General features: G+C 53.1%; 21 protein-coding genes. 10 read left to right on the forward strand and 11 right to left on the reverse strand.

The window, feature by feature from the left end; genetic code table 11:
* The first annotated feature begins 22 nt into the window (after positions 1 to 22).
* From ilvB to ACMGGS_RS06750, 3 genes are all read left to right on the forward strand, one after another.
* On the forward strand, positions 23 to 1,711 hold the full coding sequence (gene ilvB, locus ACMGGS_RS06740; protein ID WP_414165505.1) for an acetolactate synthase large subunit: 1,689 nt from the start codon (positions 23 to 25) through the stop codon (positions 1,709 to 1,711).
* A 3-nt stretch (positions 1,712 to 1,714) separates the two neighbouring features.
* The gene (ilvN, locus tag ACMGGS_RS06745; RefSeq protein WP_414165506.1) at positions 1,715 to 2,005 is read left to right on the forward strand and encodes an acetolactate synthase small subunit; all 291 of its coding nucleotides are present in this window, start codon (positions 1,715 to 1,717) and stop codon (positions 2,003 to 2,005) included.
* A gap of 266 nt (positions 2,006 to 2,271) precedes the next feature.
* The gene (locus ACMGGS_RS06750) at positions 2,272 to 3,306 is read left to right on the forward strand and encodes a glycosyltransferase family 52 (protein WP_414165507.1); all 1,035 of its coding nucleotides are present in this window, start codon (positions 2,272 to 2,274) and stop codon (positions 3,304 to 3,306) included.
* A 3-nt stretch (positions 3,307 to 3,309) separates the two neighbouring features.
* Here ACMGGS_RS06750 and ACMGGS_RS06755 read toward each other — a convergent pair whose 3' ends face one another.
* Positions 3,310 to 4,095 carry a DeoR family transcriptional regulator gene (locus ACMGGS_RS06755; RefSeq protein WP_414165508.1) on the reverse strand — a complete coding sequence of 262 codons (786 nt, stop codon included), beginning with the start codon at positions 4,093 to 4,095 and terminating at the stop codon, positions 3,310 to 3,312.
* 324 nt (positions 4,096 to 4,419) lie between these two features.
* Between ACMGGS_RS06755 and rbsK the strand changes: the two genes are divergently transcribed.
* Genes rbsK through ACMGGS_RS06770 form a run of 3 tightly spaced genes read left to right on the forward strand, consistent with a single transcriptional unit; the run spans position 4,420 to position 7,708 of the window.
* Positions 4,420 to 5,340, forward strand: a complete 921-nt coding sequence (rbsK, locus tag ACMGGS_RS06760) for a ribokinase (protein WP_194207647.1) — start codon at positions 4,420 to 4,422, stop codon at positions 5,338 to 5,340.
* Positions 5,341 to 5,367: 27 nt separating this feature from the next.
* Positions 5,368 to 6,684: an L-fucose:H+ symporter permease gene (gene fucP / locus ACMGGS_RS06765; RefSeq protein ID WP_414165509.1), complete on the forward strand. Its 1,317-nt coding sequence runs from the start codon at positions 5,368 to 5,370 to the stop codon at positions 6,682 to 6,684.
* Positions 6,685 to 6,694: 10 nt separating this feature from the next.
* A complete protein-coding gene (locus ACMGGS_RS06770) occupies positions 6,695 to 7,708 on the forward strand; it encodes an aldose 1-epimerase family protein (protein WP_414165510.1) in 1,014 nt (337 codons plus the stop codon).
* A 505-nt stretch (positions 7,709 to 8,213) separates the two neighbouring features.
* Here the strand turns inward: ACMGGS_RS06770 and ACMGGS_RS06775 are convergent.
* The 4 genes from ACMGGS_RS06775 to ACMGGS_RS06790 all read right to left on the reverse strand — a co-directional run bounded on the left by ACMGGS_RS06775 (position 8,214) and on the right by ACMGGS_RS06790 (position 13,420).
* Positions 8,214 to 9,194 carry an IS110 family transposase gene (locus ACMGGS_RS06775; protein WP_414163075.1) on the reverse strand — a complete coding sequence of 327 codons (981 nt, stop codon included), beginning with the start codon at positions 9,192 to 9,194 and terminating at the stop codon, positions 8,214 to 8,216.
* A 413-nt stretch (positions 9,195 to 9,607) separates the two neighbouring features.
* Positions 9,608 to 10,918, reverse strand: a complete 1,311-nt coding sequence (locus ACMGGS_RS06780) for an MFS transporter (protein WP_414165511.1) — start codon at positions 10,916 to 10,918, stop codon at positions 9,608 to 9,610.
* Between the two features lie 63 nt (positions 10,919 to 10,981).
* Positions 10,982 to 12,499: a UxaA family hydrolase gene (locus tag ACMGGS_RS06785; RefSeq protein WP_176916999.1), complete on the reverse strand. Its 1,518-nt coding sequence runs from the start codon at positions 12,497 to 12,499 to the stop codon at positions 10,982 to 10,984.
* Between the two features lie 21 nt (positions 12,500 to 12,520).
* A complete protein-coding gene (locus ACMGGS_RS06790) occupies positions 12,521 to 13,420 on the reverse strand; it encodes a dihydrodipicolinate synthase family protein (RefSeq protein WP_176917000.1) in 900 nt (299 codons plus the stop codon).
* A 282-nt stretch (positions 13,421 to 13,702) separates the two neighbouring features.
* Here ACMGGS_RS06790 and ACMGGS_RS06795 point away from each other — a divergent pair, with 282 nt between their 5' ends.
* Positions 13,703 to 14,155, forward strand: a complete 453-nt coding sequence (locus ACMGGS_RS06795) for a DUF1198 domain-containing protein (protein ID WP_414165512.1) — start codon at positions 13,703 to 13,705, stop codon at positions 14,153 to 14,155.
* Between the two features lie 91 nt (positions 14,156 to 14,246).
* On the forward strand, positions 14,247 to 15,437 hold the full coding sequence (gene nepI / locus ACMGGS_RS06800) for a purine ribonucleoside efflux pump NepI (protein WP_414165513.1): 1,191 nt from the start codon (positions 14,247 to 14,249) through the stop codon (positions 15,435 to 15,437).
* A 34-nt stretch (positions 15,438 to 15,471) separates the two neighbouring features.
* Here nepI and ACMGGS_RS06805 read toward each other — a convergent pair whose 3' ends face one another.
* The 5 genes from ACMGGS_RS06805 to ACMGGS_RS06825 all read right to left on the reverse strand — a co-directional run bounded on the left by ACMGGS_RS06805 (position 15,472) and on the right by ACMGGS_RS06825 (position 20,396).
* Positions 15,472 to 16,851 carry a carbohydrate porin gene (locus tag ACMGGS_RS06805; protein ID WP_276160622.1) on the reverse strand — a complete coding sequence of 460 codons (1,380 nt, stop codon included), beginning with the start codon at positions 16,849 to 16,851 and terminating at the stop codon, positions 15,472 to 15,474.
* Between the two features lie 167 nt (positions 16,852 to 17,018).
* Positions 17,019 to 17,321 (reverse strand): PTS lactose/cellobiose transporter subunit IIA, encoded by a 303-nt coding sequence (locus tag ACMGGS_RS06810; protein ID WP_276165207.1) that lies wholly within the window; start codon positions 17,319 to 17,321, stop codon positions 17,019 to 17,021.
* A gap of 7 nt (positions 17,322 to 17,328) precedes the next feature.
* Positions 17,329 to 18,717 (reverse strand): glycoside hydrolase family 1 protein, encoded by a 1,389-nt coding sequence (locus tag ACMGGS_RS06815; protein ID WP_414165514.1) that lies wholly within the window; start codon positions 18,715 to 18,717, stop codon positions 17,329 to 17,331.
* Positions 18,718 to 18,734: 17 nt separating this feature from the next.
* Entirely contained in the window at positions 18,735 to 20,069 is a 1,335-nt protein-coding gene (locus ACMGGS_RS06820; RefSeq protein ID WP_276160624.1) for a PTS sugar transporter subunit IIC, read from the reverse strand.
* Positions 20,070 to 20,081: 12 nt separating this feature from the next.
* Positions 20,082 to 20,396, reverse strand: a complete 315-nt coding sequence (locus ACMGGS_RS06825; protein WP_103676304.1) for a PTS sugar transporter subunit IIB — start codon at positions 20,394 to 20,396, stop codon at positions 20,082 to 20,084.
* Between the two features lie 291 nt (positions 20,397 to 20,687).
* Between ACMGGS_RS06825 and ACMGGS_RS06830 the strand changes: the two genes are divergently transcribed.
* Positions 20,688 to 21,641, forward strand: a complete 954-nt coding sequence (locus ACMGGS_RS06830; protein ID WP_414165515.1) for a LacI family DNA-binding transcriptional regulator — start codon at positions 20,688 to 20,690, stop codon at positions 21,639 to 21,641.
* Here the strand turns inward: ACMGGS_RS06830 and ACMGGS_RS06835 are convergent.
* Positions 21,616 to 22,548, reverse strand: a complete 933-nt coding sequence (locus tag ACMGGS_RS06835; protein WP_414165516.1) for a DMT family transporter — start codon at positions 22,546 to 22,548, stop codon at positions 21,616 to 21,618. The two genes, ACMGGS_RS06830 and ACMGGS_RS06835, sit on opposite strands and share 26 nt — an antisense overlap.
* Before the next feature lie 88 nt (positions 22,549 to 22,636).
* Between ACMGGS_RS06835 and ACMGGS_RS06840 the strand changes: the two genes are divergently transcribed.
* Positions 22,637 to 23,053, forward strand: a complete 417-nt coding sequence (locus tag ACMGGS_RS06840) for a GNAT family N-acetyltransferase (protein WP_414165517.1) — start codon at positions 22,637 to 22,639, stop codon at positions 23,051 to 23,053.
* The last annotated feature ends 478 nt before the right edge of the window (positions 23,054 to 23,531 follow it).

A 23,531-nucleotide genomic window follows, 5' to 3' on the forward strand; every position in this document is an offset into this window, starting at 1 on the left:
CCCAGAAGAAAAGGACTGGAGCATGGCAAGTTCGGGCACAATATCGCAGACCACGCGCTACACCGGCGCGCAGTTAATTGTTCATTTACTGGAGCGTCAGGGCATTACCACGGTAGCGGGTATTCCCGGCGGGACAGTGCTTCCTCTCTATGACGCATTAAGCCAAAGTAAGACCATTCGTCATGTGCTGGCGCGTCACGAGCAGGGCGCGGGATTTATCGCGCAGGGAATGGCACGCACCGAAGGCAAACCCGGCGTCTGTATCGCCTGTAGCGGTCCGGGTGCCACCAACCTGGTGACAGCGATTGCCGATGCGCGCCTCGACTCTATTCCGCTGGTCTGCATTACCGGCCAGGTTCCGGCCTCAATGATTGGCACCGACGCCTTCCAGGAAGTCGATACCTACGGCATTTCTATCCCCATCACTAAGCACAATTATCTGGTGCGCCATATTGCCGAACTGCCGCAGGTGATCAGCGACGCGTTCCGTATCGCACAGTCCGGGCGTCCGGGACCGGTGTGGATAGACATTCCTAAGGATGTGCAGACCGCTGAAATCGAGCTTAGCGAACTGCCGGAGCCGGGCGGCCGGGCACCCGCGCCCGCGTTTGAAACGCCCGGTATTCTGGCGGCGGCGGCAATGATTAACGCCGCCGCGCGTCCGGTGCTCTATCTGGGCGGCGGCACAATCAATGCGCCAGAACAGGTGCGTCAACTGGCGGAAAAGGCGAACCTGCCGACCACCATGACGCTGCTGGCGCTGGGAATGCTGCCGAAAGCGCATCCGCTTTCGCTGGGCATGTTAGGTATGCACGGCGCGCGCAGTACCAATTTTATTTTGCAGGAATCCGATCTGTTGATCGTGCTCGGTGCGCGTTTTGATGACCGGGCGATTGGTAAAACCGCCGAATTCTGTCCGAACGCAAAAATTATCCATGTGGATATCGACCGCGCCGAGCTGGGTAAAATCAAACAGCCGCACGTGGCGATTCAGGCGGACGTGAGCGAGGTGCTGGATGCGCTGATCCCGCATATTGAGAGGCAGCCGCGTGAAGCATGGCGCACGCTGGTGGCAGATTTGCAGCGCGAATTTCCCGGCGCCATCCCCCACGCGGGCGACCCGCTCAGCCATTACGGGCTGATCAACGCTGTTGCTGCCTGCGTGGACGATAGCGCGATTGTGACGACCGATGTGGGCCAGCACCAGATGTGGACCGCGCAGGCGTATCCGCTGAATCGGCCGCGTCAGTGGCTGACGTCAGGCGGCCTGGGAACGATGGGTTTTGGTCTGCCGGCGGCGGTTGGCGCGGCGCTGGCGAACCCCGACCGTAAGGTACTGTGCTTTTCCGGTGACGGCAGCCTGATGATGAATATTCAGGAGATGGCGACCGCCGCCGAAAATAACCTGGACGTAAAAATCATTCTGATGAACAACGATGCGCTGGGACTGGTGCATCAGCAACAGAGCCTGTTCTACAAACAGGGCGTTTTTGCCGCCACTTATCCGGGAAGCGTGAATTTCATGCAGATTGCGGCCGGTTTCGGCCTGCAAACCTGTGATTTAAACGCTGAAAGCGATCCGCAGGCAGCATTGCAGGCGATTATTTCGCGTCCCGGTCCGGCGCTCATTCATGTGCGTATAGATGCGGGTGAAAAAGTGTATCCTATGGTTCCGCCAGGTGCGGCGAATACTGAAATGGTGGGGGAATAAGCCATGCAACAACCGACTCATGATAACGTTATTCTTGAACTCACCGTGCGCAACCATCCTGGTGTCATGACTCACGTCTGCGGCCTGTTTGCCCGTCGTGCGTTCAACGTAGAAGGCATCCTGTGTCTGCCGCTGCAGAACAGCGATCTCAGTCGGATCTGGCTGCTGGTCAACGACGACTGGCGGCTGGAGCAGATGATAAGCCAGGTTGATAAACTGGAAGATGTGGTAAAAATCAACCGCAGCCAGTCCGATCCGACCATGTTTACTAAGATCGCTGTCTTTTTTGAGTGATGTAAATTGGCTGGGCAAGGGATATTCCTTGCTCAGTTGTTATGGTTGAATTATTTTCTGGTGACTGCAGGGATAAGAGAAAATTAGTTAACAAAGGAATTCTTATTCATCGGTTTGTTTTTTGCTGATCAATAAAAAGCTTCTTTTTCCGGACACAATAAAATATTGCCAATTGTTACCAGAGTGCGGTATTAGTATAGCTTCTTTACGATACCATGCTGTAATGGTATCATTAGCGGAATTGAAGTGATAAGAGCGGGTAAGTGATGGAAATTGTTGAACATTTTTTTATCGTTTGCTCTCCTCTCCAGCTTAGAATTGTATCACAAATTAAAGCACGATATGCTAATGCGCGCTTTCATGTGATCTACCTCAAAACTAAAGTAGAGCTAAAACCATATATATATGAGGTGATTGATCGGGATTTTGATTCCGGCTTAGTTGCTAATATGGATTATGGTTTTATCAATATGCTTAAAATTAAGCAATTTCTTAAGCATAAAAATATTCGTTATGTATATATGGCTAATATTAGTCATCTTTCAGTGCAATATATATTAAAGATGTTGCCTAAAAATGTCGGCATCAGAACGTTTGATGACGGTATTTTAAGTATAAACTCGGTAGGCTATCTCGACAGGCAAATAAAGCTACGCAAAGGAATTAGTCGTAAGTTAACCCGAGTATGGTTGGGTAAGTCTTATAATATCAAAGAGATAGCTGACAGAAGCGAGCTGCATTATTCGATTGTGAAAAATGAAAATAAGAATATGAATGTAAAATGTGAGTTGGTTTACATTGATATTCTTGCAGAACAATCGCCAGCGTCAGCCATTGAAAACGCGATGCTGAGCAGGCAGGGCGAAATTAATATTTTCGTGGGTTCCAAGTTTAAAGATATTCTTTCGCAAAAGAGCGATGACAACCTTGCAGCGTTGATAACAAAAATAAAATCCATTGCTGCACCCGCGAAATCCTTTATTTATCTAAGACACCCGCGCGAAAAAAGTAGTCAGCTATTTGGCATGAAAGAAATTGTGCTGAATTCGATTTCTGAGGACTATATTTGCCAGCTATCCTCGACGTATCAGAGGGTAAACGTCTATGGTTTCGCCAGTACCTGTCAACTCAACGTAATGAAATTAGATAATGTTCATCTTACGCTGCTAAAGACATCTCTCATCCGACCGGATATTCGCGATTCGTTTGCCCTGTTTTCGGATAGCGACAAAGTCACCATTTACGATCTGGATAACGTCGATGCCAGCGTCGTTCAGGAACCTGCTCTCAGCCTCTCCTGATCCTCACTCACTCTCCGATTCCGGCGTAATCACCTTCACAAAACCGTTTCGACAATGCGTGGCGTAATCCACTGGCAGCGCGCGGTCGCTAATCAGGACGTCAAATGCCGACAGCGGACCCATGCTGGCAGGCGCAACCTCATCAAATAACGCGTGGCGCGCCAGCAGAATTTTGCGCAGACCATGCTCCATCGCTTTACGCTTGGTCGCGAGATCGTCCGGATTAAACCAGGTCACACCAAAATGTTCATGTACGCCGCTGGCGGAAATAAACACTTTTCGCGGATTCAGGCAATCCAGCGGGGAGGGATTATTGGTGTCATAGAACGCATCGCTTTTTGCCCGATAGGTGCCACCGCAGAGAATGGCCGTGGCATGGGGTTTCTCATTCAGGGCGATAAATACGCGATGTGAATAGCAAATGCCGGTAAACGTGATCTCATCAGGGATCATGCTGATGACCAGCGGCATCTCCGGACCATTGTCAAAAAAGACCAAATCGTTTTCGCTGACCAGCCCGGCGGCCAGGATAGCAACCGGCATGTCGTCCTGGTGATGGGGTGCCGGTTTCGGCGGCAGAGGGGAAGACTGGGCCGGTTTATTAACCATCACGATATAGCCGCCCAGCAGCGTCAGCGGTAGCGGTTCGCTGTCCTCCTGGCTGAAATCACGGCGAATGGTCATGACGGAGACTTCAAGCATTCGCGCAGCATCCTTTAGATGGATGCGATCGGTTTTCTTGAGCAATTCCATCAGACGGCGGATACGTTCTTTTTGCTTAGTCTCCATCTTTCCTCTCATCATCCGGCTGGTGATGTTTCTTAAATAACATTTTGATGTCGTCAGAAACATGGCGACTGCACATTACTATACTGCGTGAGCTTCGGAAAGAAAACCCTGTACCCCTTCGTTTTTATAAGAATAAAGACCACTATATCAAGAAATTATGCGATCCCCCGGTTCCATTTATCGCTATCTTTGCTATTTATCTGGATGTTATGTAAACAACAAAATCATCCTGTAATCGCGATCGCAGTCACAAATGATACTAAAATAACATGATAATGTTACGATAATATCATTGTTATGTGATTGTTTCTGAGAGGTAGTAAAATGGATATCGCGGTTATCGGCTCGAACATGGTGGATCTGATCACCTATACCCACCAGATGCCAAAAGAGGGTGAAACCCTTGAAGCGCCAGCGTTCAAAATTGGCTGCGGAGGCAAGGGCGCGAATCAGGCAGTCGCGGCGGCCAAGCTCAACTCAAAAGTGCTGATGCTGACTAAAGTCGGCGACGATATCTTTGCCGATAACACCATTCGTAACCTGGAATCGTGGGGCATTAACACCACTTATGTGGAGAAAGTGCCCTGCACCAGCAGCGGTGTGGCCCCTATCTTTGTGAATCCGAATTCCAGCAACAGTATTCTTATCATCAAAGGGGCGAATAAATTCCTTTCCCCGGAGGATATCGACCGCGCGGCAGAAGATCTGAAAAAATGTCAGCTCATCGTGTTGCAGCTCGAAGTTCAGCTGGAGACGGTATATCACGCTATTGAGTTCGGCAAAAAGCACGGCATCAAAGTGTTATTAAATCCGGCCCCGGCACTGCGTGAACTGGATATGTCGTATGCCTGCAAATGCGATTTCTTTGTGCCCAATGAAACCGAGCTGGAAATCCTGACCGGGATGCCGGTTAATTCTCATGATGCCATTCGTGCCGCCGCCCGCAGCCTGATAGAGAAAGGGCTGAATAACATCATCGTGACCATGGGCGAAAAGGGCGCGCTGTGGATGACCCGCGATCAGGAAGTCCATGTTCCTTCTTACAAAGTAAATGCCATTGATACCAGCGGCGCGGGCGATGCCTTTATTGGCTGCTTTGCGCATTATTACGTCCAGAGCGGAAACGTTGAAACCGCCATGAAAAAAGCCTCTCTCTTCGCCGCATTTAGCGTCACGGGGAAAGGTACTCAGTCGTCTTATCCCAGCATTGAACAATTCAATGAATTCCTGGCATTAAACGAATAATCACCCTGCACAGTAAAAGGTAGCACTATGAACGATAAAAACATCGTTCAGATGCCCGACGGGTATCTGAATAAAACGCCTCTGTTCCAGTTTATTTTGTTATCCTGCCTGTTCCCGCTATGGGGATGCGCGGCTGCGTTAAATGATATATTAATCACGCAGTTTAAAAGTGTATTTTCACTCAGTAACTTTGCTTCCGCGCTGGTACAAAGCGCGTTTTACGGCGGTTATTTTTTAATTGCAATCCCGGCATCGCTGGTTATTAAAAAAACCAGTTATAAAGTGGCTATCCTCACCGGTCTGACGCTCTATATTGTCGGCTGTATGCTGTTCTTCCCCGCCTCGCACATGGCAACCTACACCATGTTCCTGGCGGCGATTTTTGCTATCGCGATTGGCCTGAGCTTCCTGGAGACCGCGGCGAACACCTACAGTTCGATGATTGGGCCTAAATCTCACGCCACGCTGCGCCTGAATATTAGCCAGACGTTTTACCCGATTGGTGCGGCAGCGGGTATTCTGCTGGGTAAATATTTGGTCTTCTCCGACGGTGACAGTCTGCAAAAACAGATGGCCGGAATGAACGCCGAGCAGGTCCATAACTTTAAAGTGCTGATGCTGGAAAACACCCTTGAGCCATACAAGTACATGATTATGGTGCTGATCGTGGTGATGGTGCTGTTCCTGCTGACCCGCTTCCCGACCTGTAAAGTGACGCAAACGGTCAATCATAAGCGTCCTTCTGCGGCGGATACGCTGCGCTATCTGGCAGGCAACGCCCGCTTTCGTCGCGGCATTCTGGCGCAGTTTCTCTACGTCGGCATGCAGGTTGCGGTCTGGTCCTTCACCATCCGACTGGCGCTGGAAATGGGCGATATTAACGAGCGCGATGCCTCGACCTTTATGGTTTACAGCTTCGCCTGCTTCTTCATCGGCAAGTTTATCGCCAACATCCTGATGACCCGCTTTAACCCGGAAAAAGTGCTGATCCTCTATTCGATTGTCGGGGCACTGTTCCTCGCTTATGTCTCACTGGTACCGAGCTTCAGCGCGGTATGGGTGGCGGTACTGGTCAGCGTGCTGTTTGGACCATGTTGGGCGACGATTTACGCCGGAACGCTGGACACGGTGGATAACGAACACACGGAAATGGCAGGCGCGGTAATTGTCATGGCCATCGTCGGCGCGGCGGTGGTTCCGGCGATTCAGGGCTACGTAGCAGACATGTTCCACTCGCTGCAACTTTCCTTCCTTGTTTCGATGCTGTGCTTTATTTACGTCGGCGTATACTTCTGGCGCGAGAGTAAAGTTCGCCGTAACCTGACTGAAGCTACCGCTTCCTGAGGAGACAAGAATGACCACACGTCTGACGCTCTGGCGCGAACTGTTCAGCGAACAGCCGCGCACTCTGCTTGAAAATACGGATTTCACCGTAACGGCTTTCCGTTATGCCAGCGGCGTTGAGGGAATGCGGATCGCTAATTCTCGCGGCCATCTGGTCATTCTGCCCTGGATGGGGCAGATGATTTGGGATGCTGAGTTTGACGGCCGCGACCTGACCATGCGCAATATGTTTCGCCAGCCGAAACCTGCGCGCGAGGTGGTAGAAACCTATGGCTGCTTCGCCTTTCACTCCGGGCTGCTGGCCAACGGTTGCCCGTCGCCGGAGGACAATCACCCGCTGCATGGCGAGATGGCCTGTGCGTCTATGGATGACGCGTGGCTGGAGCTTGACGGGGACGGCCTGCGCATTGGTGGTCGCTATGAATACGTGATGGGATTTGGCCATCATTATCAGGCGCAGCCGGAAGTGGTATTGCGTAAAGACAGTGCGCTGTTCGACATCAAAATGGCGGTGACCAATCTGGCGTCGGTGGCGATGCCGTTACAGTACATGTGCCATATGAATTACGCCTATGTGCCGGACGCCACATTTAGCCAGAACGTGCCTGACGAGGCGCTGACGCTGCGCGAATCGGTGCCAGCGCACGTCAAACCGACGGAACAATGGCTGGCATTTAATCAGCGTATTTTGCAGGGCGAAGCGTCGCTGGATACGCTTAACGAACCGCACTATTACGATCCGGAAATCGTCTTCTTTGCCGATAACCTGAGCGCTTACACGGACAAACCGGAGTTCAGCATGACGGCCCCGGATGGCACTACGTTTGTTACCCGCTTTGCCAGTGCAGAGCTGAATTATGTCACCCGCTGGATTTTGTATAACGGCGATCAGCAGGTTGCCGCCTTTGCGCTTCCCGCCACCTGCCGCCCGGAAGGTTTCCTCGCCGCGCAGAACAACGGTACGCTGCTCTACCTTGAACCACAGCAGACCCGGACATTTACCGTTACCACCGGGATAGCCTGAAGCATGTTTTGTAGGCAGGGTAAGGCGAAGCCGCCACCCGGCAAAACGCAACGCGGTGGCCGACGGTGCGTTACCTGCCCGGTGGCGCTGCGCTTACCGGGCCTACGGTGTGGAACGGCTTATGGTCTGAAGCGTGTTTGTAGACCGGGGTAAGGCGAAGCCGCCACCCGGCAAAACGTACCGCGGTGGCCGACGGTGCGTTACCTGCCCGGTGGCGCTGCGCTTACCGGGCCTACGGGTGGAACGGCTTATGGTCTGAAGCGTGTTTTGTAGACCGGGGTAAGGCGAAGCCGCCACCCGGCAAACGCAACGCGGTGGCCGACGGTGCGTTACCTGCCCGGTGGCGCTGCGCTTACCGGGCCTACGGGTGGAACGGCTTATGGTCTGAAGCATGTTTTGTAGATACTGTTATAGCCCGCAAGTTTTTTTTATCTTCCGGTTTCCCGGATTACAGGCATGACAACCACAGCGCCGTCAGGCGCTGTTTTTTCCTTTCACGACCCGGTTAAGCCGCTACCGGTGCATGCCTGGACGCGTCGAACGACTCGCCCGATTTCAGCACACCGTAGGCCACCTGCGCCAGTTTACGCATCATCGCCCCGATGATGACTTTTCCCCGTTTGCCGTTAGCCGCCAGACGGTCACGGAACGCCCGCCCCCAGGTCGTTTTGCTTACTGCCACCATCGCCGGCATGTACAGCGCCCTGCGAAGCGACACATGGCCCGCCTTACTCATCCGCCCTGCGCCGCGCACGCTGCTCCCTGATTCATGATGGCGGGGCGTCAGTCCCGCGAAGGCCGCGAACTGTCTCGCTCCGCCGAACCGGTTTTCCAGACCGATGTACGCCAGCAGCACCGCTGACGTCTTTTCCCCGATACCCGGGATACTTTCCAGCAGCTTCCTGCGGTGCTTCATATCCGGGTCATCATCCGTCAGGTCCTTTATCTGTTTTTCAAGACGTTTCAGTTCGGCATCAAGCCACAGAAGATGCGCGTCAATACTCGGCATCTGAACGTCCCGCGCTGTCTCCAGCCGGTTAAGCTCCTGGGTGTGCATGTCCGTCAGCGACTGATGGCGCAGCACCAGTGCCCGCAGCGCCCGTTCAACCGGATGAGGCGCCTGCCATGCAGCAGGCCGCTTCTGGCGGCAGAACTCTGCCAGCATCCGGGCGTCGACGGCGTCCGTTTTGCTGCGCAGTCCCTCGCTCTGTGCGAAGGCTTTACCGCGGGCGGGATTGATGATCGATACCGTGAACCCCGCATCGCTGAGATGCGCGGCGGCGTCTTCCATGTACGTACTGGTGGCTTCCATACAGATATGTGCAGGCGCAGCCTGATGGCTGTTCAGCCAGCGGACCAGCTCATCGTGGCCCTTCGGGGTGTTGGCAAACTTTTTACTGCGGTGACGGCCATCGGGCCGCAGCACATCAACATCCAGCTTCGCTTTAGAGACATCGATACCAATAAAATGCAGTTCCTGTTCCATAGTGAGACCAACCTTGTGAATGCGGATTACCGGGAAAACCGGTCCATGATACTGTCCGGTTTGTCACCTGTGGAGAAGGGCAGTCCGCTGCATAGATCTACAAAACAGGCTTTGAGCCTGAGGCCGGGTCCGGCATGCGGACTGCATGGCAGTGAGAACTGGCCGGCTCTCTCTGCTCAGAAAGGATAATACAAGGCCGGGGTAAGGCGAAGCCGCCACCCGGCAAACGCACCGCGGTGGCCGACGGTGCGTTACCTGCCCGGTGGCGCTGCGCTTACCGGGCCTACGGGTGGAACGGCTTATGGTCTGAAGCATGTTTTGTAGACCGGGGTAAGGCGAAGCCGCCACCCGGCAAAACGTACCGCGGTGGCCGACGATGCGTTACCTGCCCGGCATTAATGGCAACAGAGGAATTATTTTTCCTCGATAACCATTTTCTTATCAAAATTAATCAGCAGCGAACAAACCAGATATCCCACCGCCGCCAGGGCAAAGAACATCATCGCGGCGTAATAATTACCGGTGGACTGCACCAGGAAGCCAATGAAAATCGGCAGAATGGCGGCAAACAGGTTACTGGTAAAGTTCATCGTACCGCAGATGGTCCCCGCCACGGACTGCGCACCGAGCAGGCCGGGAATCGACCAGTAAACGCTGGCCCAGCGCAGCGGGAAAAGCGCGATGGTCAGCAATGTAATCGCAATAGCAGGCGTCGAACTCTGGGCACACAGGAAAATGCCCACGCCAGCGGTGGTGGCGGAAATCGCCAGCATGGTATGCATTACGCGGCTGGTCTTACCGCCTTTGCTGCGCCATTTATCCATGATATAGCCGCCCGTCAACTGACCGACAAAGCAGAGCAGGAAAATCAGCGCCATCGCGCCGCCCATCGATTTAATATCAAAACCGTATGTGGCCTGGAAGTAGAGCGGAAGCCACGTCATCAGCCCGTAAAACACAAAGCTGTAGCATACCCATCCGCCGATCAGCGCGAGCACATTGCGCTGCTTCAGATAGGGCTTAATATCCGCCAGACGATATTTCTTGCTGCTGGTCGCCGTGCCGTTGGCGGCAGCGATATGATCCAGCTCGGCTTTGTTAATACGCGGGTGTTCTGAGGGATAAGTACGGATATACCACCAGGCCAGGAAACCGACGAGCATCGTTCCCACGCCCGCCACCACAAACGCCATCCGCCATGAGTCGAAGAAAGCGATCAGCCCGGCGATAATCACTGCACCAAGCGCCGTACCCAGCGGCGCGCCGCCATCCAACAGCATAGAGCCACGTCCGCGCTCTGTCGGAGTCAGCCATGTTCCCATTAACTTTGCCCCGGCAGGCATAATGGGCGATTCCGTCACGCCCAGCCCGAGGCGTGAAATTGACAGGGTGAAAATAGAGTGACACAGCGCGGCAACCGCCTGAAAGGCACCCCATAAAATCGTCGCCAGCGCGATAATATTTCTCGCTTTAAACTTATCGGCAATCACGCCGCTGGGAATTTGCATTAATGCATAGGCCCAGAAAAAGGCGCTGTGAATAACGCCCACGACGCGTGTATCGGTAATACCAAACTCATCGGTAATATAGGGCATGGCGATAGACAGCGAAGTGCGGTCAATATAATTTATCGCGCCCAGGATCAGCATGATGATAAATATTCGCCACCTGACCGTAGTCGCTTTTAATTTTTCTTCTTCAGTATGCGCATGAACAATAGACATAAAGACTCCTTGCCATGCTCAATAAGAGCATGGCGGTGCGAGGTATAATGACGTAATTACGTGTTACATAATGGAGCCAATCGTCCAGGGGACGAATTCCTGACTCCCATAGCCAAATTCTTCACTTTTTGTTTTTTTGCCGGACGCCATTTCGAGGATCATGTAATAAATCCGCTCGCCAACCTCGGCGATGGTTTCTTCTCCCTCGACAATGGTTCCACAATTGATATCCATATCCTCCTGCTGGCGCTGCCAGAGCGCGTTATTCGTAGCAAGTTTCATACTTGGCGTCGGTTTAGATCCAAAAGCGGACCCCCGACCGGTGGTGAAGCACAGTAAATTCGCACCGCCGGCAATTTGCCCGGTAACGGCGATGGGGTCATATCCGGGCGTATCCATAAACACGAACCCTTTTTCAGTGACGGGTTCGGCATACTCATACACGGCGGTCAGGTTAGTCGTCCCGGCTTTGGCAATGCCGCCCAGCGACTTCTCAAGGATGGTGGTCAGCCCGCCGACCTTATTGCCTGCGGAGGGATTATTGTTCATCTCGCTGCCGGTTCGACGGCAGTACTCTTCCCACCAGTGAATACGCGCGATGAGCTTTTCGCCGACCTCGCGTGACACGGCGCGGCGGGTGAGCAGATGCTCGGCGCCGTAGATTTCGGAGGTTTCAGAAAGGATGGCCGTGCCGCCTTGCTGTACCAGCTTGTCCACCGCGTAGCCCAGCGCCGGGTTAGCGGAAATACCGGAGTAGCTGTCGGAGCCGCCGCACTCCAGCGCCAGAATAATCTCTGAAGCGGGGATCGGTTCGCGCACCACCTGGTTCGCCAGCGGCAGCATGGTATTGACCAGTTCGATCCCTTTCTGGATAGCCTTGCGCGTTCCGCCAATCTCCTGAATCGTGAAGCTGTGCATCATCGGACCGTCCGCCAGACCGTGCGCGTTCATCATGTCTTTGATCTGGCTGGATTCACAGCCGAGACCGATGATAATCACGCCCGCGAAATTAGCATGGGTGGCGTACCCGGCCATGGTGCGCCGCATGACCTCCATCGACTCGCTCTTTGCGCCGATCGCACAGCCAAAACTTTGCGGCAGGGACACCACGCCGTCGACGTTCGGATAGTCAGCCAGCCCGTGCAGACGAAAATGGTCCTCGATTGCCCGCACCACCGTGGCGCTACAGTTAACGGAACTTAAAATGCCGATGTAGTTGCGGGTAGCGGCGCGGCCATCGGCGCGGCGAATGCCGTTAAAGGTGTCAGGAGTATCGGTAATGGTGACCGGATGACTGTCTACCCCCCAGGCATAGTCGCGTTCAAAATCGCCCATCCCCAGGTTATGCATATGAATATGCTCGCCCGCCTGTATCGGCTGGGTGGCAAAACCGATTATCTGGCCATAACGTTTTACCGCCTCGCCTGCCGCTATCGCCCGGATGGCGATTTTATGCCCGGCGGGGATATCGCTGAGGACCTTAATTTGTTCTTCCGCAAGCCAGGTGTCCTGGGGAACGTGCTGTCTTGCAATAACGACATCATCTTTCGGGTTAAGTTTGAGTACAGGGTTGATGTTCATTATCATTGCTCTCTTGCTGATTTACAGATTGATATGGGCCAGAATATTTCTGACCTGCTCTGTTTTTTCGTTATTAAGCGGTAACGCCGGAGGGACGACGGCGGTAGAGATATCCACACCGCTCAGCTTGATGGCGGTTTTAATTACGCCAAAGAAGGGCTGCTCCAGCGCGTAAAGAGGAGAAAGTTTTGCCAGCTGCTGCTGAAACGCGCGGGCGCGGTTTAAATCGTTATTGATAAACGCGTCATAAATTCCACGGGTGATCTGCGGCGCGAAATTAAAGGTCGCCGGAATACCGCCATGACCGCCTAACAGTAAGGTATCCAGCAGATATTCATCATAGCCGCTGAAAATAATAAAATCAGGCCGGAAGGTGTGAACGCGGTTAATGATTTCCCGGGTGTGACTGATGTTATCAATCGTATCTTTAATACCCACGATATTGGGCACTTCGCGCGCCAGCCGGGTAATAATATCCAGGCCGATATCCTGTCCCGTCAGGTCAGGGAAGTTATACAAAAAGACGGGCGTCTCCAGCGCTTCAGCAACGCGCTGATAGTGGGTAAAGCGCGCCTCATCGCTCAGCTTCGCATAGTAAGGATTAACAACCAGTACGCCATTGGCCCCGGCCTGCTGAGCGTGCCGTCCCAGTTCGATGGTCTCAGCCGTTCCGGGAGAGGCGATACCAATCAGCACCGGCACTCTGCCTGCGACATGTTGCAGACAAAACGCGGCAATCTCTTTGCGCTGCGCGGTAGAAAGATGACAAAACTCGCCGCCGCTGCCGAGGATCAGCATGCCGTCAGCGCCGTTGCCGATCACATGGTCGATCATCCTCGCCATGCCAGGTTTATCAAGATTGCCTGTTTCATCGACGATAGTCGGGACGGGGGGAAAGATACCTTTAAACATCGTTAACATTGCTTCGCCTTTTGTTCTGTATATGGAACTATTATTCTGTATGTTGAATTGAGTACAGCAAATTATCAAAACTTTCGTCAATGGCTTTTTGCGGAATAAGTGAACAATTGTGACGGGCGTCAGATTTGGCGGCGGTATGGGTGAGGATCTGCGTGTTCTATAAACAGGTCGTAGAGGGGCGATATGTACTGTTAATGGAACAAACGCTTTTATTCGACTGCTGTATCATGAGAGGCTATTACCCGGCTGCGTTGAATGGAAAGGACATAAAGCGAGATACGCATGATTTGGATAATGCTGGCAACGCTGGTCGTTGTTTTTGTTATAGGTTTTCGGGTATTAACCTCCGGTTCCCGGCGGGCGATCCGCCGCCTGAGCGAACGGCTGGGGCTGACGCCGGAGCCGGTAGAGTCGATGATCGACCAGATGGGTAAGACACCCGGCCATGAGTTCTTACAGTACCTTGAGCGCCCGGATGAGTCGCATCTGCTTAACGCCGCCCAGGTGCTGCTGATCTGGCAGGTATCGGTGGTTGATAGCAGCGAGCAAAATATGCTGCGCTGGCATCGTCTGCTGCAAAAAGCGCGGCTGGCGGCACCGGTTACCGACGCACAGATCCGTCTGGCACAGGGTTTTCTGCGCGAACTGGAACTGGAAATGTATGAACTGAATGCGTTTCAGGCGCGGTATAACGCGCTCTTTATGCCGGAAGACGGGGTGTACTGGCTGCATTAAATCCGGCAATAGTTGCCGAAACGTTAAGTAGATCACATTCAGAATGTTACACTGGGCGGCTGTACGTTAAAAATCACGCCAGGTAAGCATAATGAGTGAACACACCCTTAAAACCCCGCAAGATGAAGTAAAGCGCCCCAACTGGGCAGCGGTATTTGCCGTGGCGTTTTGCGTCGCCTGTCTGATTACCGTTGAGTTTTTACCGGTGAGTCTGCTGACGCCGATGGCTGAGGATCTGGGGATTTCAGAGGGTCTGGCCGGGCAGTCCGTGACCGTGACCGCGTTTGTGGCGATGTTTGCCAGCCTGTTTATTACCCAGACGATCCGCGCCGCCGACCGTCGCTATGTGGTGATCCTTTTCGCTGTGTTACTGACGCTGTCGTGCCTGCTGGTCTCGTTTGCCAATAACTTTACGCTGCTGTTGCTCGGGCGAGCCTGCCTTGGGCTGGCGCTGGGCGGTTTCTGGGCTATGTCAGCCTCGTTAACCATGCGGCTGGTACCGTCGCGCACGGTGCCGAAAGCGCTGTCGATCATTTTCGGTGCCGTTTCTATCGCGCTGGTGATTGCCGCGCCGCTGGGCAGTTTCCTCGGTGGCGTGATCGGCTGGCGCAACGTGTTTAACGCGGCGGCTGTCATGGGCGCAATCTGCATTTTTTGGGTGTGGAAGACGCTGCCGTCATTGCCCGGCGAGAGCGAACACCATCAGAATATGTTTGGCCTGCTGAAGCGCCCCGGCGTGCTGGCGGGGATGATTGCCATCTTTATGTCTTTTGCCGGCCAGTTCGCCTTCTTTACTTATATTCGCCCGATTTTCACCACCCTGGCGGGGTTCGACGTAGATGGCCTGACGCTGGTGCTGCTGAGTTTTGGTATCGCCAGCTTTATCGGCACCTCTTTCTCCGCTGCCATCCTTAAACGCTCGGTAAAAGTCGCGCTCGCCTGCGCACCGCTGGTGCTCGCGCTCAGTGCGCTGGTATTGATTCTGTGGGGAACGGATAAAGCGGTCGCCTCGACGGTGGCGGTTGTCTGGGGGCTGGCCTTTGCGCTGATCCCGGTGGGCTGGTCAACGTGGATCACCCGCACGTTGTCCGATCAGGCAGAAAAAGCCGGATCGATCCAGGTGGCGGTGATCCAGCTTGCCAATACCTGCGGCGCGGCAATCGGCGGTTACGCGCTTGATAACCTCGGCCTGCTGTCGCCACTGGTACTCTCCGGTAGCCTGATGCTGCTGACGGCGCTTCTGGTGGCAGCGAAAGTACGCGTAAAGGGTAATATGCATTAAAAAGGGAAGGCCGATGAAGGCCTCCCGTCTTTTATCAGAACCACGCCTCCCACATTGCGCCGACGTTGAAATCGTCCAGTGTCTCATCATCGGTGCCGTTAACGCGGGCGGTGCGTTTGTTATCCACTTCGCCGCCAGTTACGTAGAAGCGCAGCATCGGCCGGAACTCCGGCCCCATAGCGATAGAAATATTCTGTGAGAGCGTGACTTTCCAGCCTTTGTTATCGCCGCCTTCGTCATAATCCACCCGCTGATAGCCCGCTTCCAGCCAGGTAGAATGCACATCATTCCAGAAATACATCGGACGCACGATAGCGCCGTAGTTTTTGCGATTGTCACTGCTGTCATCGCTATTGTCGTAATCATGGAAGGCTAACAGATATTCCACCTGTGCCTGTTGGGTAAACTTATGGCTACCCTCAAAACTGGCGTAAATCGCTGTCAGATCGTCGGTTTTGCTGTAAACGCTGTTATCTGAGTTATCCGAATAGCGGGCAATCACTTTATTTACGCCGCTGTCGTTGGTATGGCTTAACACTACGCCCCCTTGCCAGGCTTTCATCCGCTCATCACTTTCGACATCTTTTGAGTCAAAGCCATAGTTGGCGTACAGCTCCAGATCCAGCGGGCCGACGTTCATGCCGTGAATTTTAGAGGTCAGTGCGTAGTTACCTTTGTCGCCCGTACCGGAGCCGCCGGTACAAGTAATCCGCGACGGGTTCGCTTCGTCTTCCATCACTTCAGGACTACAGGATTCCACGGCGGCGACCGCAGCGACATCAAACTTCACGCCGCCGATATCGAAGTTTTTCACCCCGGCACCCTGCCCGTCGTGGTTCATCCAGAAGTAGTCGTTGATCCCCTGTTGCGGTCGCTGGTGGAAATCACGTCCTGCCCACAGATAGGCATCCGGATTAGAGGCCAGCACATTCGTCACGCCCGCATAAGCCTTTTTCAGGTTAACCTCATCGCCCCAGTGGTCGAACATCACGTTGACGTCCCAGATGGCCCCACTGTCACTTTTAAACGCTTTTGAAAGCTGGAATTCGCCGCCGTTACCTTCATTACCCAGACGGCCAATCGCCGACGCGCCATTATACGAGCCATCCACGCCGACATATTTCTGATCGCCTGCTTTAAAATGCGCGCCATAACGGGCATAGCCGCTGAATTTTACGCCGAAGGGAATTGCCATATCCGGGCTTTGCGCTGCGCTTTGTGGCTCGTTGACAACGTCCGCTTTTTTCTCGACCGCCGCATCCATTTTAGCCTGACGTTCGGCGAGCGCTTTATCGACCGCTTTGGCGACAATGGCATCGAGTTGTTCCTGCGTAAATTCCTGTGCGAGGACAGAAATTGGGCAAAGGGCGGCAATAACTGCCAGTGTTAATGGAAGTTTTTTTACTATTTTCATGGTTATCTCAATGTAATTAACTATTTTTAGATAATAACCACCCGGTTTTGGTCTGACTGAATAAGCCGCTATCACCAAAACAAGTTGATTTTATTTTTACTCTCGGGTACGGGTTAATTAAATGCTATCGTAATAAATACTCCATTCCAGAAGTTAACTATCAGAAATTAACGTTGATAGAGATGAATAATTTCACCTGCCAGTTCACGCGCCAGTAGTGACGTCATTAAATGATCCTGGGCGTGAACCATAATTAAGGTCATTGGCTGCCTGGCTTCTCCGGCATCCTGTTCGATCAGTTTGGTCTGCATCTTATGCGCATCGCGGGCGTAACCATCGGCTTCGCGCAGCAGGCTGTTAGCCTCGTCAAAATTACCGTCGCGCGCGGCCTGCAATGCTTCAAAACACAGGCTGCGCGACTGGCCTGCATTGACGATAATTTCCATGACGGCTTCTTCTAATATAATCATCATTCCCTCACTCTTTATCAAAACCATTACTGGCGGCGACGGCAGCGAACCATTCACCACTCTCTTTAACGATCCGCTGCTGCGTGATTACATCGAGCTGGACAAAACCATAACGATTTTTATATCCATTGCACCATGACCAGTTATCAATAAACGTCCACATATGATATCCAAGACACTGGCAGCCCTCGCTAATTCCTTTATGCAACCAGGCAAGATGGCTGGCGACAAATTCAATTCGATAACTGTCTTTTATTTGCCCGCCATTAATAAAGCGCGCTTCGTTTTCAACACCCATCCCATTCTCAGAAATAAAACAGCGTGGGTTATTATAATTAACACGTAAATTAGTCAGAATATCGTAAATACCCGGTGCATAAATTTCCCAGCCGCGATAAGGATTCATTTGCCGACCGGGCATCTCGTAATGGTCAAATAACCACTCAGGCATAAACGGCGCATCGGGATTAACGGCGCTGTCCCGACATTTCACCCGGCGTGGCTGGTAATAGTTAATCCCCAGCAGGTCGATTTTGCCATCGGCAATCAGCGCGCTATCGCCTGGCTCGCAAAGCGGAAGCTGGTCGTATTGCTTAAGCAGTTCCACTAAATCCTGTGGATATTCCCCACGCAATACGGGATCCAGAAAGCTGCGATTAAACAGGAGGTCAGCGTAGTGTGCCGCTTTCACATCCGCCGGATTTTCTGAACGGGGATAAGATGGCGTCAAATTAAGTACAATGCCAATTTCACCTGCGTAGTGTCCGGCACGCCAGCGGTGGACCGCAGAAGCATGGGCCAGCACCGTATGGTAAGCCACCGTCGCCGCCCGGCGAAAATCGACCACATTCGGATAATGAAAGTCATACAGATAACCGCCTTCTACCGGTACGATTGGCTCATTAAAGGTGAACCAATGCTTCACGCGATCGCCGAAAAGCGTAAAACAGGTTTCCGCGTAGCGGGCAAACGCGGCAACGACTTCACGATTTTCCCAGCCGCCTTTTTCCTGCATCACCATCGGCATATCGAAGTGGAACAGGGTAATAAATGGCGTAATTCCCTGTGCCAGCAGTTCATCGATCACCTTGTTGTAGAACGCCACCGCTTCGGGGTTAACCTCGCCAGTGCCGTCCGGGATCAGCCGTGACCAACTGAGTGAGGTACGAAAGCTGTTATGATTTAACTGCTTTAACAGGGCGATATCCTGCTTCCAGTGCTGGTAAAACGTCGACGTCTCATCCGGGCCGATCCCCTGATGAAAGCGCCACGGCTGACGTGAGTACCAGACATCCCACGTCGTCTGGCTCTTACCGCCGCGCTGACTTTCCCCTTCGGTTTGTAGCGCCGAGCTGGCGCTCCCCCACCAGAAGCCTGCGGGAAATGTATATTTCATAATAATGACCTCTTCCTTCACAAAGAATTGCTGTTGACGGTTTCAGCGGCAGGCACGCTGCTTTGCGCTTTCTGCTCTTCGGTTTTGATCAACGAGCGTTCATAGGCGCGAAGGAAAGGCAGATACATCAGCGCCGACATTGCCATACAGATGAAGCACATGATCACCGGACTGAGCGCCCAGTTCGCTGCCCACGACGCCCCGATAGGCGCAGGTGTCGTCCACGGTGTCAGTGAGACGACCTGTTCCAGCCAGCCCATACGCGTAGCGGCGTAAGCCAGACAGGCGTTGACCAGCGGGACGCAGACGAACGGAATGAACAGCATAGGGTTCATGATGATCGGTGCGCCGAACAAAATCGGTTCGTTAATGTTAAAGAAACTGGGCACGACGCCCATTTTGCCGATAGTACGCAGGTGCGTCACCCGGCTGCGCAGTAGCAGGAAGGCCAGCGGTAGCGTTGAACCTACGCCGCCGATGAGCAGATAGTGGTCCCAGAAACCTTGCAGGTAAACGTGCGGCAGAGCGGCCCCCGCAGCCAGTGCGGCCTGGTTTGCCGACAGGTTTGCCATCCAGAACGGGTTCATTATGCCGGTGACGATCAGCGAACCGTGGATACCGGCAAACCAGAAAATCTGGCACAGCAGCACCGACAGCAGGATTGCAGGAAGGGAATCCGAGGCGGAGACCAGCGGTTCAAGCAAGTGCATAATGGCCTGCGGAATAATCATCCCGGTTTTCGCTTCGATCAGCAGATTGAGCGGATGCAGCGTGGCGATCACCACCAGCACCGGGATCAGGATTTCAAACGAACGCGCCACGCCGGTCGGGACTTCTTTCGGCAGGCGAATGGTGACATTGTTCTGCTTCAGCCAGGCATAAACGCGTGTCGAGTAAATCGCGGTGATCAGTGCCGTAAAAATCCCCTGACCTGACAGGTACTGCGTTGATATTTTGCCGTCGGCATACGGGGCTGCGACCAGCAAAAATGCCATAAAGGCCAGCAGACCGGACATCACTGGATCGAGATTAAACTGGCGACCCAGGCTGGCCCCAATCCCCACCGAGATGAAAAAGGTCATTACGCCCATGCTAAGGTTAAACGGCAACATAAGCTGTTCCCGATAGTTCTGGGAAAAATCCAGCCAGCCGCGTGCGAAGCTATTAGTGGTTTCAGCAGAGAACGGCGGAAAAATAAACACCAGCATAAACGAACCGATGATCATAAATGGCAGCGCGGCGGTAAAGCCGTCACGGATCGCTATCACATACTTTTGCTGCCCCAGACGGCCAGCGAGCGGGGTGATGGATTGTTCAATGACGGCAACCATTGACTGATAGAGCGAACTCATAATGACACCTTTTTAATGTGCCGCTTCGATGAGCGACAGAGCGTAATCCAGCACCTTGTCACCGCGCTGCATACCGTAATCCATCATATCAATGGCCTGAACGGGAATGCCGTGAGTGGCAGCCTTTTCGGAGAGTGTTTTTAACATATATTTTACCTGCGGTCCGAGCAGCACCACCTGATATTGCGGAAACTGCATATCAAATTCGGAAACGCCGTAAGCATCAATTTTCACTGGCAGCGCACGCTGGGCAGCGACTTCTTCCATCTTTCTCACCAGCAGACTGGTAGACATCCCGGCGGAACAACACAGCATAATCTTGTACATCGACAACCTTCCTTAAATGTAAAAACTTATTGCGGTGATGATTGGATAACATATGGAAACCGGTTTCCATTTATAAACCGCAGAACTGTGATCGCTATCAATGTCCTGCTGTTATTGGCTGAAGTTATGCGCTTCAGGTCACGTATTTAGGTGCGTTTTTGCAAATCTGGCTACTAATGGAAAATCGGTTTCCATGAAAAAAGGAAACGGATATACTGCAAATGGCGAATATTTAAGCCAATGTTAAAACCAGAGTGAAATGGACTGGCTGAGGACCGAAAGAGGATAAAGATGTCTACAATCAACGATGTATCGCGTTTAGCTGGGGTATCTAAAGCCACAGTTTCACGGGTGTTGAGCGGCACGCGCGGCGTGAAAGAGGCCAGTCGACAAGCAGTATTGAAAGCGGTCGAGGAGCTTAACTATCGGCCAAATGTGATTGCACAATCACTGTTCAGCCAGTCGACGGGCTGCATCGGGGTGATTTGCGCCCAGGATAATATTAATCAGACCACCGGTTATCTTTACGCGCTGGAAAAACAACTCAGCCAGCATCAAAAACATCTTCTGCTGCGGTTCGCCAATACTAAAAACGACGTCATGAGCGCGCTTGATGAGCTAAGCTGCGGCCTGTGTGATGATATATTAATTATCGGTGCCCGCTTTCCGCTCACTATTCAGCAGGATAATGTCATTCTGGTGGACTGCTCGGTGTCCGGCGATGTAAATAGCATCCAGTTTGATCATGCTTTTGCGGCGGAAACCGCCTGTCATTATCTTATCAGCCAGAATCGCCGTCAGATTGCGCTTATCCAGCCGGGCGGCAGCGGGTTTACCGAGCAGGTACTGCTGGGCTATAAGCACGCGCTGGAAAAAAACTTTCTGCCATTTAACCGCAATCTGGTCTTTATGGAGTGTACGTCTTCTTCCGTTGCGCTTCAGGAACTGCTGAATAACGCCACAACCCTGAATTTTAACGCGTTGCTGGTGGCGGACGAGCAGGAGGCACAGCGGGTGATCCCCCAGCTCCAGGCGTTTAATAAGTCAGTACCAGACGACATTATGGTCTTCAGCCTTGCCGGATCGTTACAACTCCCTGGGATCCCGACGATACCAGCCATTGAATATTCTATGGATGCGATGGCCGCGCGTATTGTCAGTTGGCTGAATGAAAAAACGCAAAACGTTCTCGATTCCTGTGTTTTGCGCGGAGATTTAATTATTCCTGACGTCCGTCGACGTTAACCGGTTTCTTTGCGTACCCTTTACGCCGCGAATCCATCGCAATCAGCACCACCGAGGAGAGGATCAGCAGCGTACCGAGCCAGTCCGGCAGCGTAAAGGTAATGCCCAGCAGCAGCAGCGAGAGTAACGCGCTACTCAGCGGTTCCGCGCAGCTAAGAATGCTGGCTTTCGGTCCGCCGATCATCTGCGCGCCCTTCAGATACATGCTGAAGGTCAGCGCCGTGCCAATCACCACCAGATAGAAAAAAGCCAGCAGCAGGCCGCCGTTCACCACAAAATCGGTTTCATTTCCGGCGTAGAATGGCAGCAGCATCGCGCCGCCCAGCAGCATACTCCAGCCGACGACCGGTAGCGTGCCGAAGCGGGCAATTAGTGTAGAGGGATACGTCGTATAAAAAGCGGCGGAAAACGCCGAAACAATCCCCCAGATCAGCGCCGCAGGAGAAATCGACAGCGAGGTCGGGTCGCCATGCGTAACCAGCAGGAAAGTGCCCGCCAGCGAGGTAAAAATCGCCAGAAACACCAGGGCGCCGGGGCGTTTTTTGCGCACGGCGGCAAACCAGGCGACGATAATCGACGGCGATAAGAATTGCAGGACGGTCGCCGTCGCCGCGTTTGATTTCTCAATGGTGACAAGGAACGTCAACTGCACGGTCAGCGCGCCGACCAGGGTAAACAGCAGCAGGCTGATGGCATCCTTCGGCGTTTTCATGATGGAGAAAATTTTATCGCCGTGAATGAACGACAGCGTTAGCAGAATAAAGCCGGAGAACAGTAGCCGAATCATAGTCAGGAACGGCGCGGAGATCTGACTCTCCTGCATAATAAACTGCGCGCACACGCCGGAACTGCCCCACAGCACGGCGGCGAACAGGACGTACATGATCCCTTTTTTGGTCGATCCCATTTTTCCCTCAAGCCTGTTTATTTTTTAACGCGCCGCATCATAACATAAGCCTTCAGCATGAAAACTCACCTGAATTTATGAGGGATTTATGGAAATCACTGTCACGCAAACTGTTACCCCTGAGGATCAGGAAGAACTTCTTACCGGTCTGCGGGCGTATAACAGCCAGTTTATTGACGTCAGCGGCTGGGGAAAGTTGGGCGTTTATGCCCGCGATGAGAGCGGAAAGATGACCGGTGGATTGATTGCGGATCAGAAGGGAGACTGGCTGTGTATTCACTATCTGTGGGTGAGCGATTCCATGCGCGGTTCCGGTTTGGGGACCCGGCTCATGGCTGCGGCAGAACAACAGGCGCAGGAGATGGGCTGCCTGCACGCGCTGGTGGACACCGTCAGTTTCCAGGCGCTGCCGTTTTACCAGAAAAAGGGCTTTCGGCTACAGATGACGCTGGAGGATTTTCCGCAGAAGGGGATACAGCGGCACTATCTGGCGAAAGCGCTGTAAAAGGAGAAGTAGCTGATACGCAACCCGACAGTGAACGGTGAGCTGGATGCTAACGTATTCCCACACCCACCTTTTCTGGTTGAAGAGAATAAAGCGGCAGAAAAGGTCCGTGATTTTATTCATGCCTGTCAGCCGCCTGTCGTGGCTGCGCAGGCGAAAAAATCGTAAATGACAGGGCAATTCCTGGCGGATAATGACAATCCGAACCCCGTCTCCGTGATACAATTTGCGGGTGGGATCACGTTATTCAAAAGCGTTAATGAGATCGGTTTTTGCGCAATCTCATTCTGGCGGCGAGGCGATCTACACCGCCGTTGTGACAGAGCGCCGGTCGGGGCAACACTCGCGTTCTGGTTCAGATCCCCCACCTTTACCGGTTTTTACCGCCAGGAACGGCACCCGGCGGGCCGATTGTGGTAAATTTCACCCCCGCAGTGAATCACCGCACTATCCATGACAAGGAGGCCTTGTGCCAGAC

The sequence above is a fragment of the Superficieibacter sp. BNK-5 genome, from assembly GCF_047456055.1.
Classification (GTDB): Bacteria; Pseudomonadota; Gammaproteobacteria; order Enterobacterales; family Enterobacteriaceae; genus Superficieibacter.

What these genes read in the sequence shown, in the direction of transcription:
- ACMGGS_RS06780 (WP_414165511.1), bottom strand. Translation starts at nt 10,918, where the DNA reads ATGTCTATTGTTCATGCGCATACTGAAGAAGAAAAATTAAAAGCGACT.
- ACMGGS_RS06775 (WP_414163075.1), bottom strand. Translation starts at nt 9,194, where the DNA reads ATGGAACAGGAACTGCATTTTATTGGTATCGATGTCTCTAAAGCGAAG.
- nepI (WP_414165513.1), top strand. Translation starts at nt 14,247, where the DNA reads ATGAGTGAACACACCCTTAAAACCCCGCAAGATGAAGTAAAGCGCCCC.
- ACMGGS_RS06810 (WP_276165207.1), bottom strand. Translation starts at nt 17,321, where the DNA reads ATGATTATATTAGAAGAAGCCGTCATGGAAATTATCGTCAATGCAGGC.
- ACMGGS_RS06825 (WP_103676304.1), bottom strand. Translation starts at nt 20,396, where the DNA reads ATGTACAAGATTATGCTGTGTTGTTCCGCCGGGATGTCTACCAGTCTG.
- ACMGGS_RS06805 (WP_276160622.1), bottom strand. Translation starts at nt 16,851, where the DNA reads ATGAAAATAGTAAAAAAACTTCCATTAACACTGGCAGTTATTGCCGCC.
- ACMGGS_RS06815 (WP_414165514.1), bottom strand. Translation starts at nt 18,717, where the DNA reads ATGAAATATACATTTCCCGCAGGCTTCTGGTGGGGGAGCGCCAGCTCG.
- ACMGGS_RS06770 (WP_414165510.1), top strand. Translation starts at nt 6,695, where the DNA reads ATGACCACACGTCTGACGCTCTGGCGCGAACTGTTCAGCGAACAGCCG.
- ACMGGS_RS06785 (WP_176916999.1), bottom strand. Translation starts at nt 12,499, where the DNA reads ATGAACATCAACCCTGTACTCAAACTTAACCCGAAAGATGATGTCGTT.
- ilvN (WP_414165506.1), top strand. Translation starts at nt 1,715, where the DNA reads ATGCAACAACCGACTCATGATAACGTTATTCTTGAACTCACCGTGCGC.
- fucP (WP_414165509.1), top strand. Translation starts at nt 5,368, where the DNA reads ATGAACGATAAAAACATCGTTCAGATGCCCGACGGGTATCTGAATAAA.
- ilvB (WP_414165505.1), top strand. Translation starts at nt 23, where the DNA reads ATGGCAAGTTCGGGCACAATATCGCAGACCACGCGCTACACCGGCGCG.
- ACMGGS_RS06795 (WP_414165512.1), top strand. Translation starts at nt 13,703, where the DNA reads ATGATTTGGATAATGCTGGCAACGCTGGTCGTTGTTTTTGTTATAGGT.
- ACMGGS_RS06790 (WP_176917000.1), bottom strand. Translation starts at nt 13,420, where the DNA reads ATGTTAACGATGTTTAAAGGTATCTTTCCCCCCGTCCCGACTATCGTC.
- ACMGGS_RS06755 (WP_414165508.1), bottom strand. Translation starts at nt 4,095, where the DNA reads ATGGAGACTAAGCAAAAAGAACGTATCCGCCGTCTGATGGAATTGCTC.
- ACMGGS_RS06830 (WP_414165515.1), top strand. Translation starts at nt 20,688, where the DNA reads ATGTCTACAATCAACGATGTATCGCGTTTAGCTGGGGTATCTAAAGCC.
- ACMGGS_RS06835 (WP_414165516.1), bottom strand. Translation starts at nt 22,548, where the DNA reads ATGGGATCGACCAAAAAAGGGATCATGTACGTCCTGTTCGCCGCCGTG.
- ACMGGS_RS06750 (WP_414165507.1), top strand. Translation starts at nt 2,272, where the DNA reads ATGGAAATTGTTGAACATTTTTTTATCGTTTGCTCTCCTCTCCAGCTT.
- rbsK (WP_194207647.1), top strand. Translation starts at nt 4,420, where the DNA reads ATGGATATCGCGGTTATCGGCTCGAACATGGTGGATCTGATCACCTAT.
- ACMGGS_RS06840 (WP_414165517.1), top strand. Translation starts at nt 22,637, where the DNA reads ATGGAAATCACTGTCACGCAAACTGTTACCCCTGAGGATCAGGAAGAA.
- ACMGGS_RS06820 (WP_276160624.1), bottom strand. Translation starts at nt 20,069, where the DNA reads ATGAGTTCGCTCTATCAGTCAATGGTTGCCGTCATTGAACAATCCATC.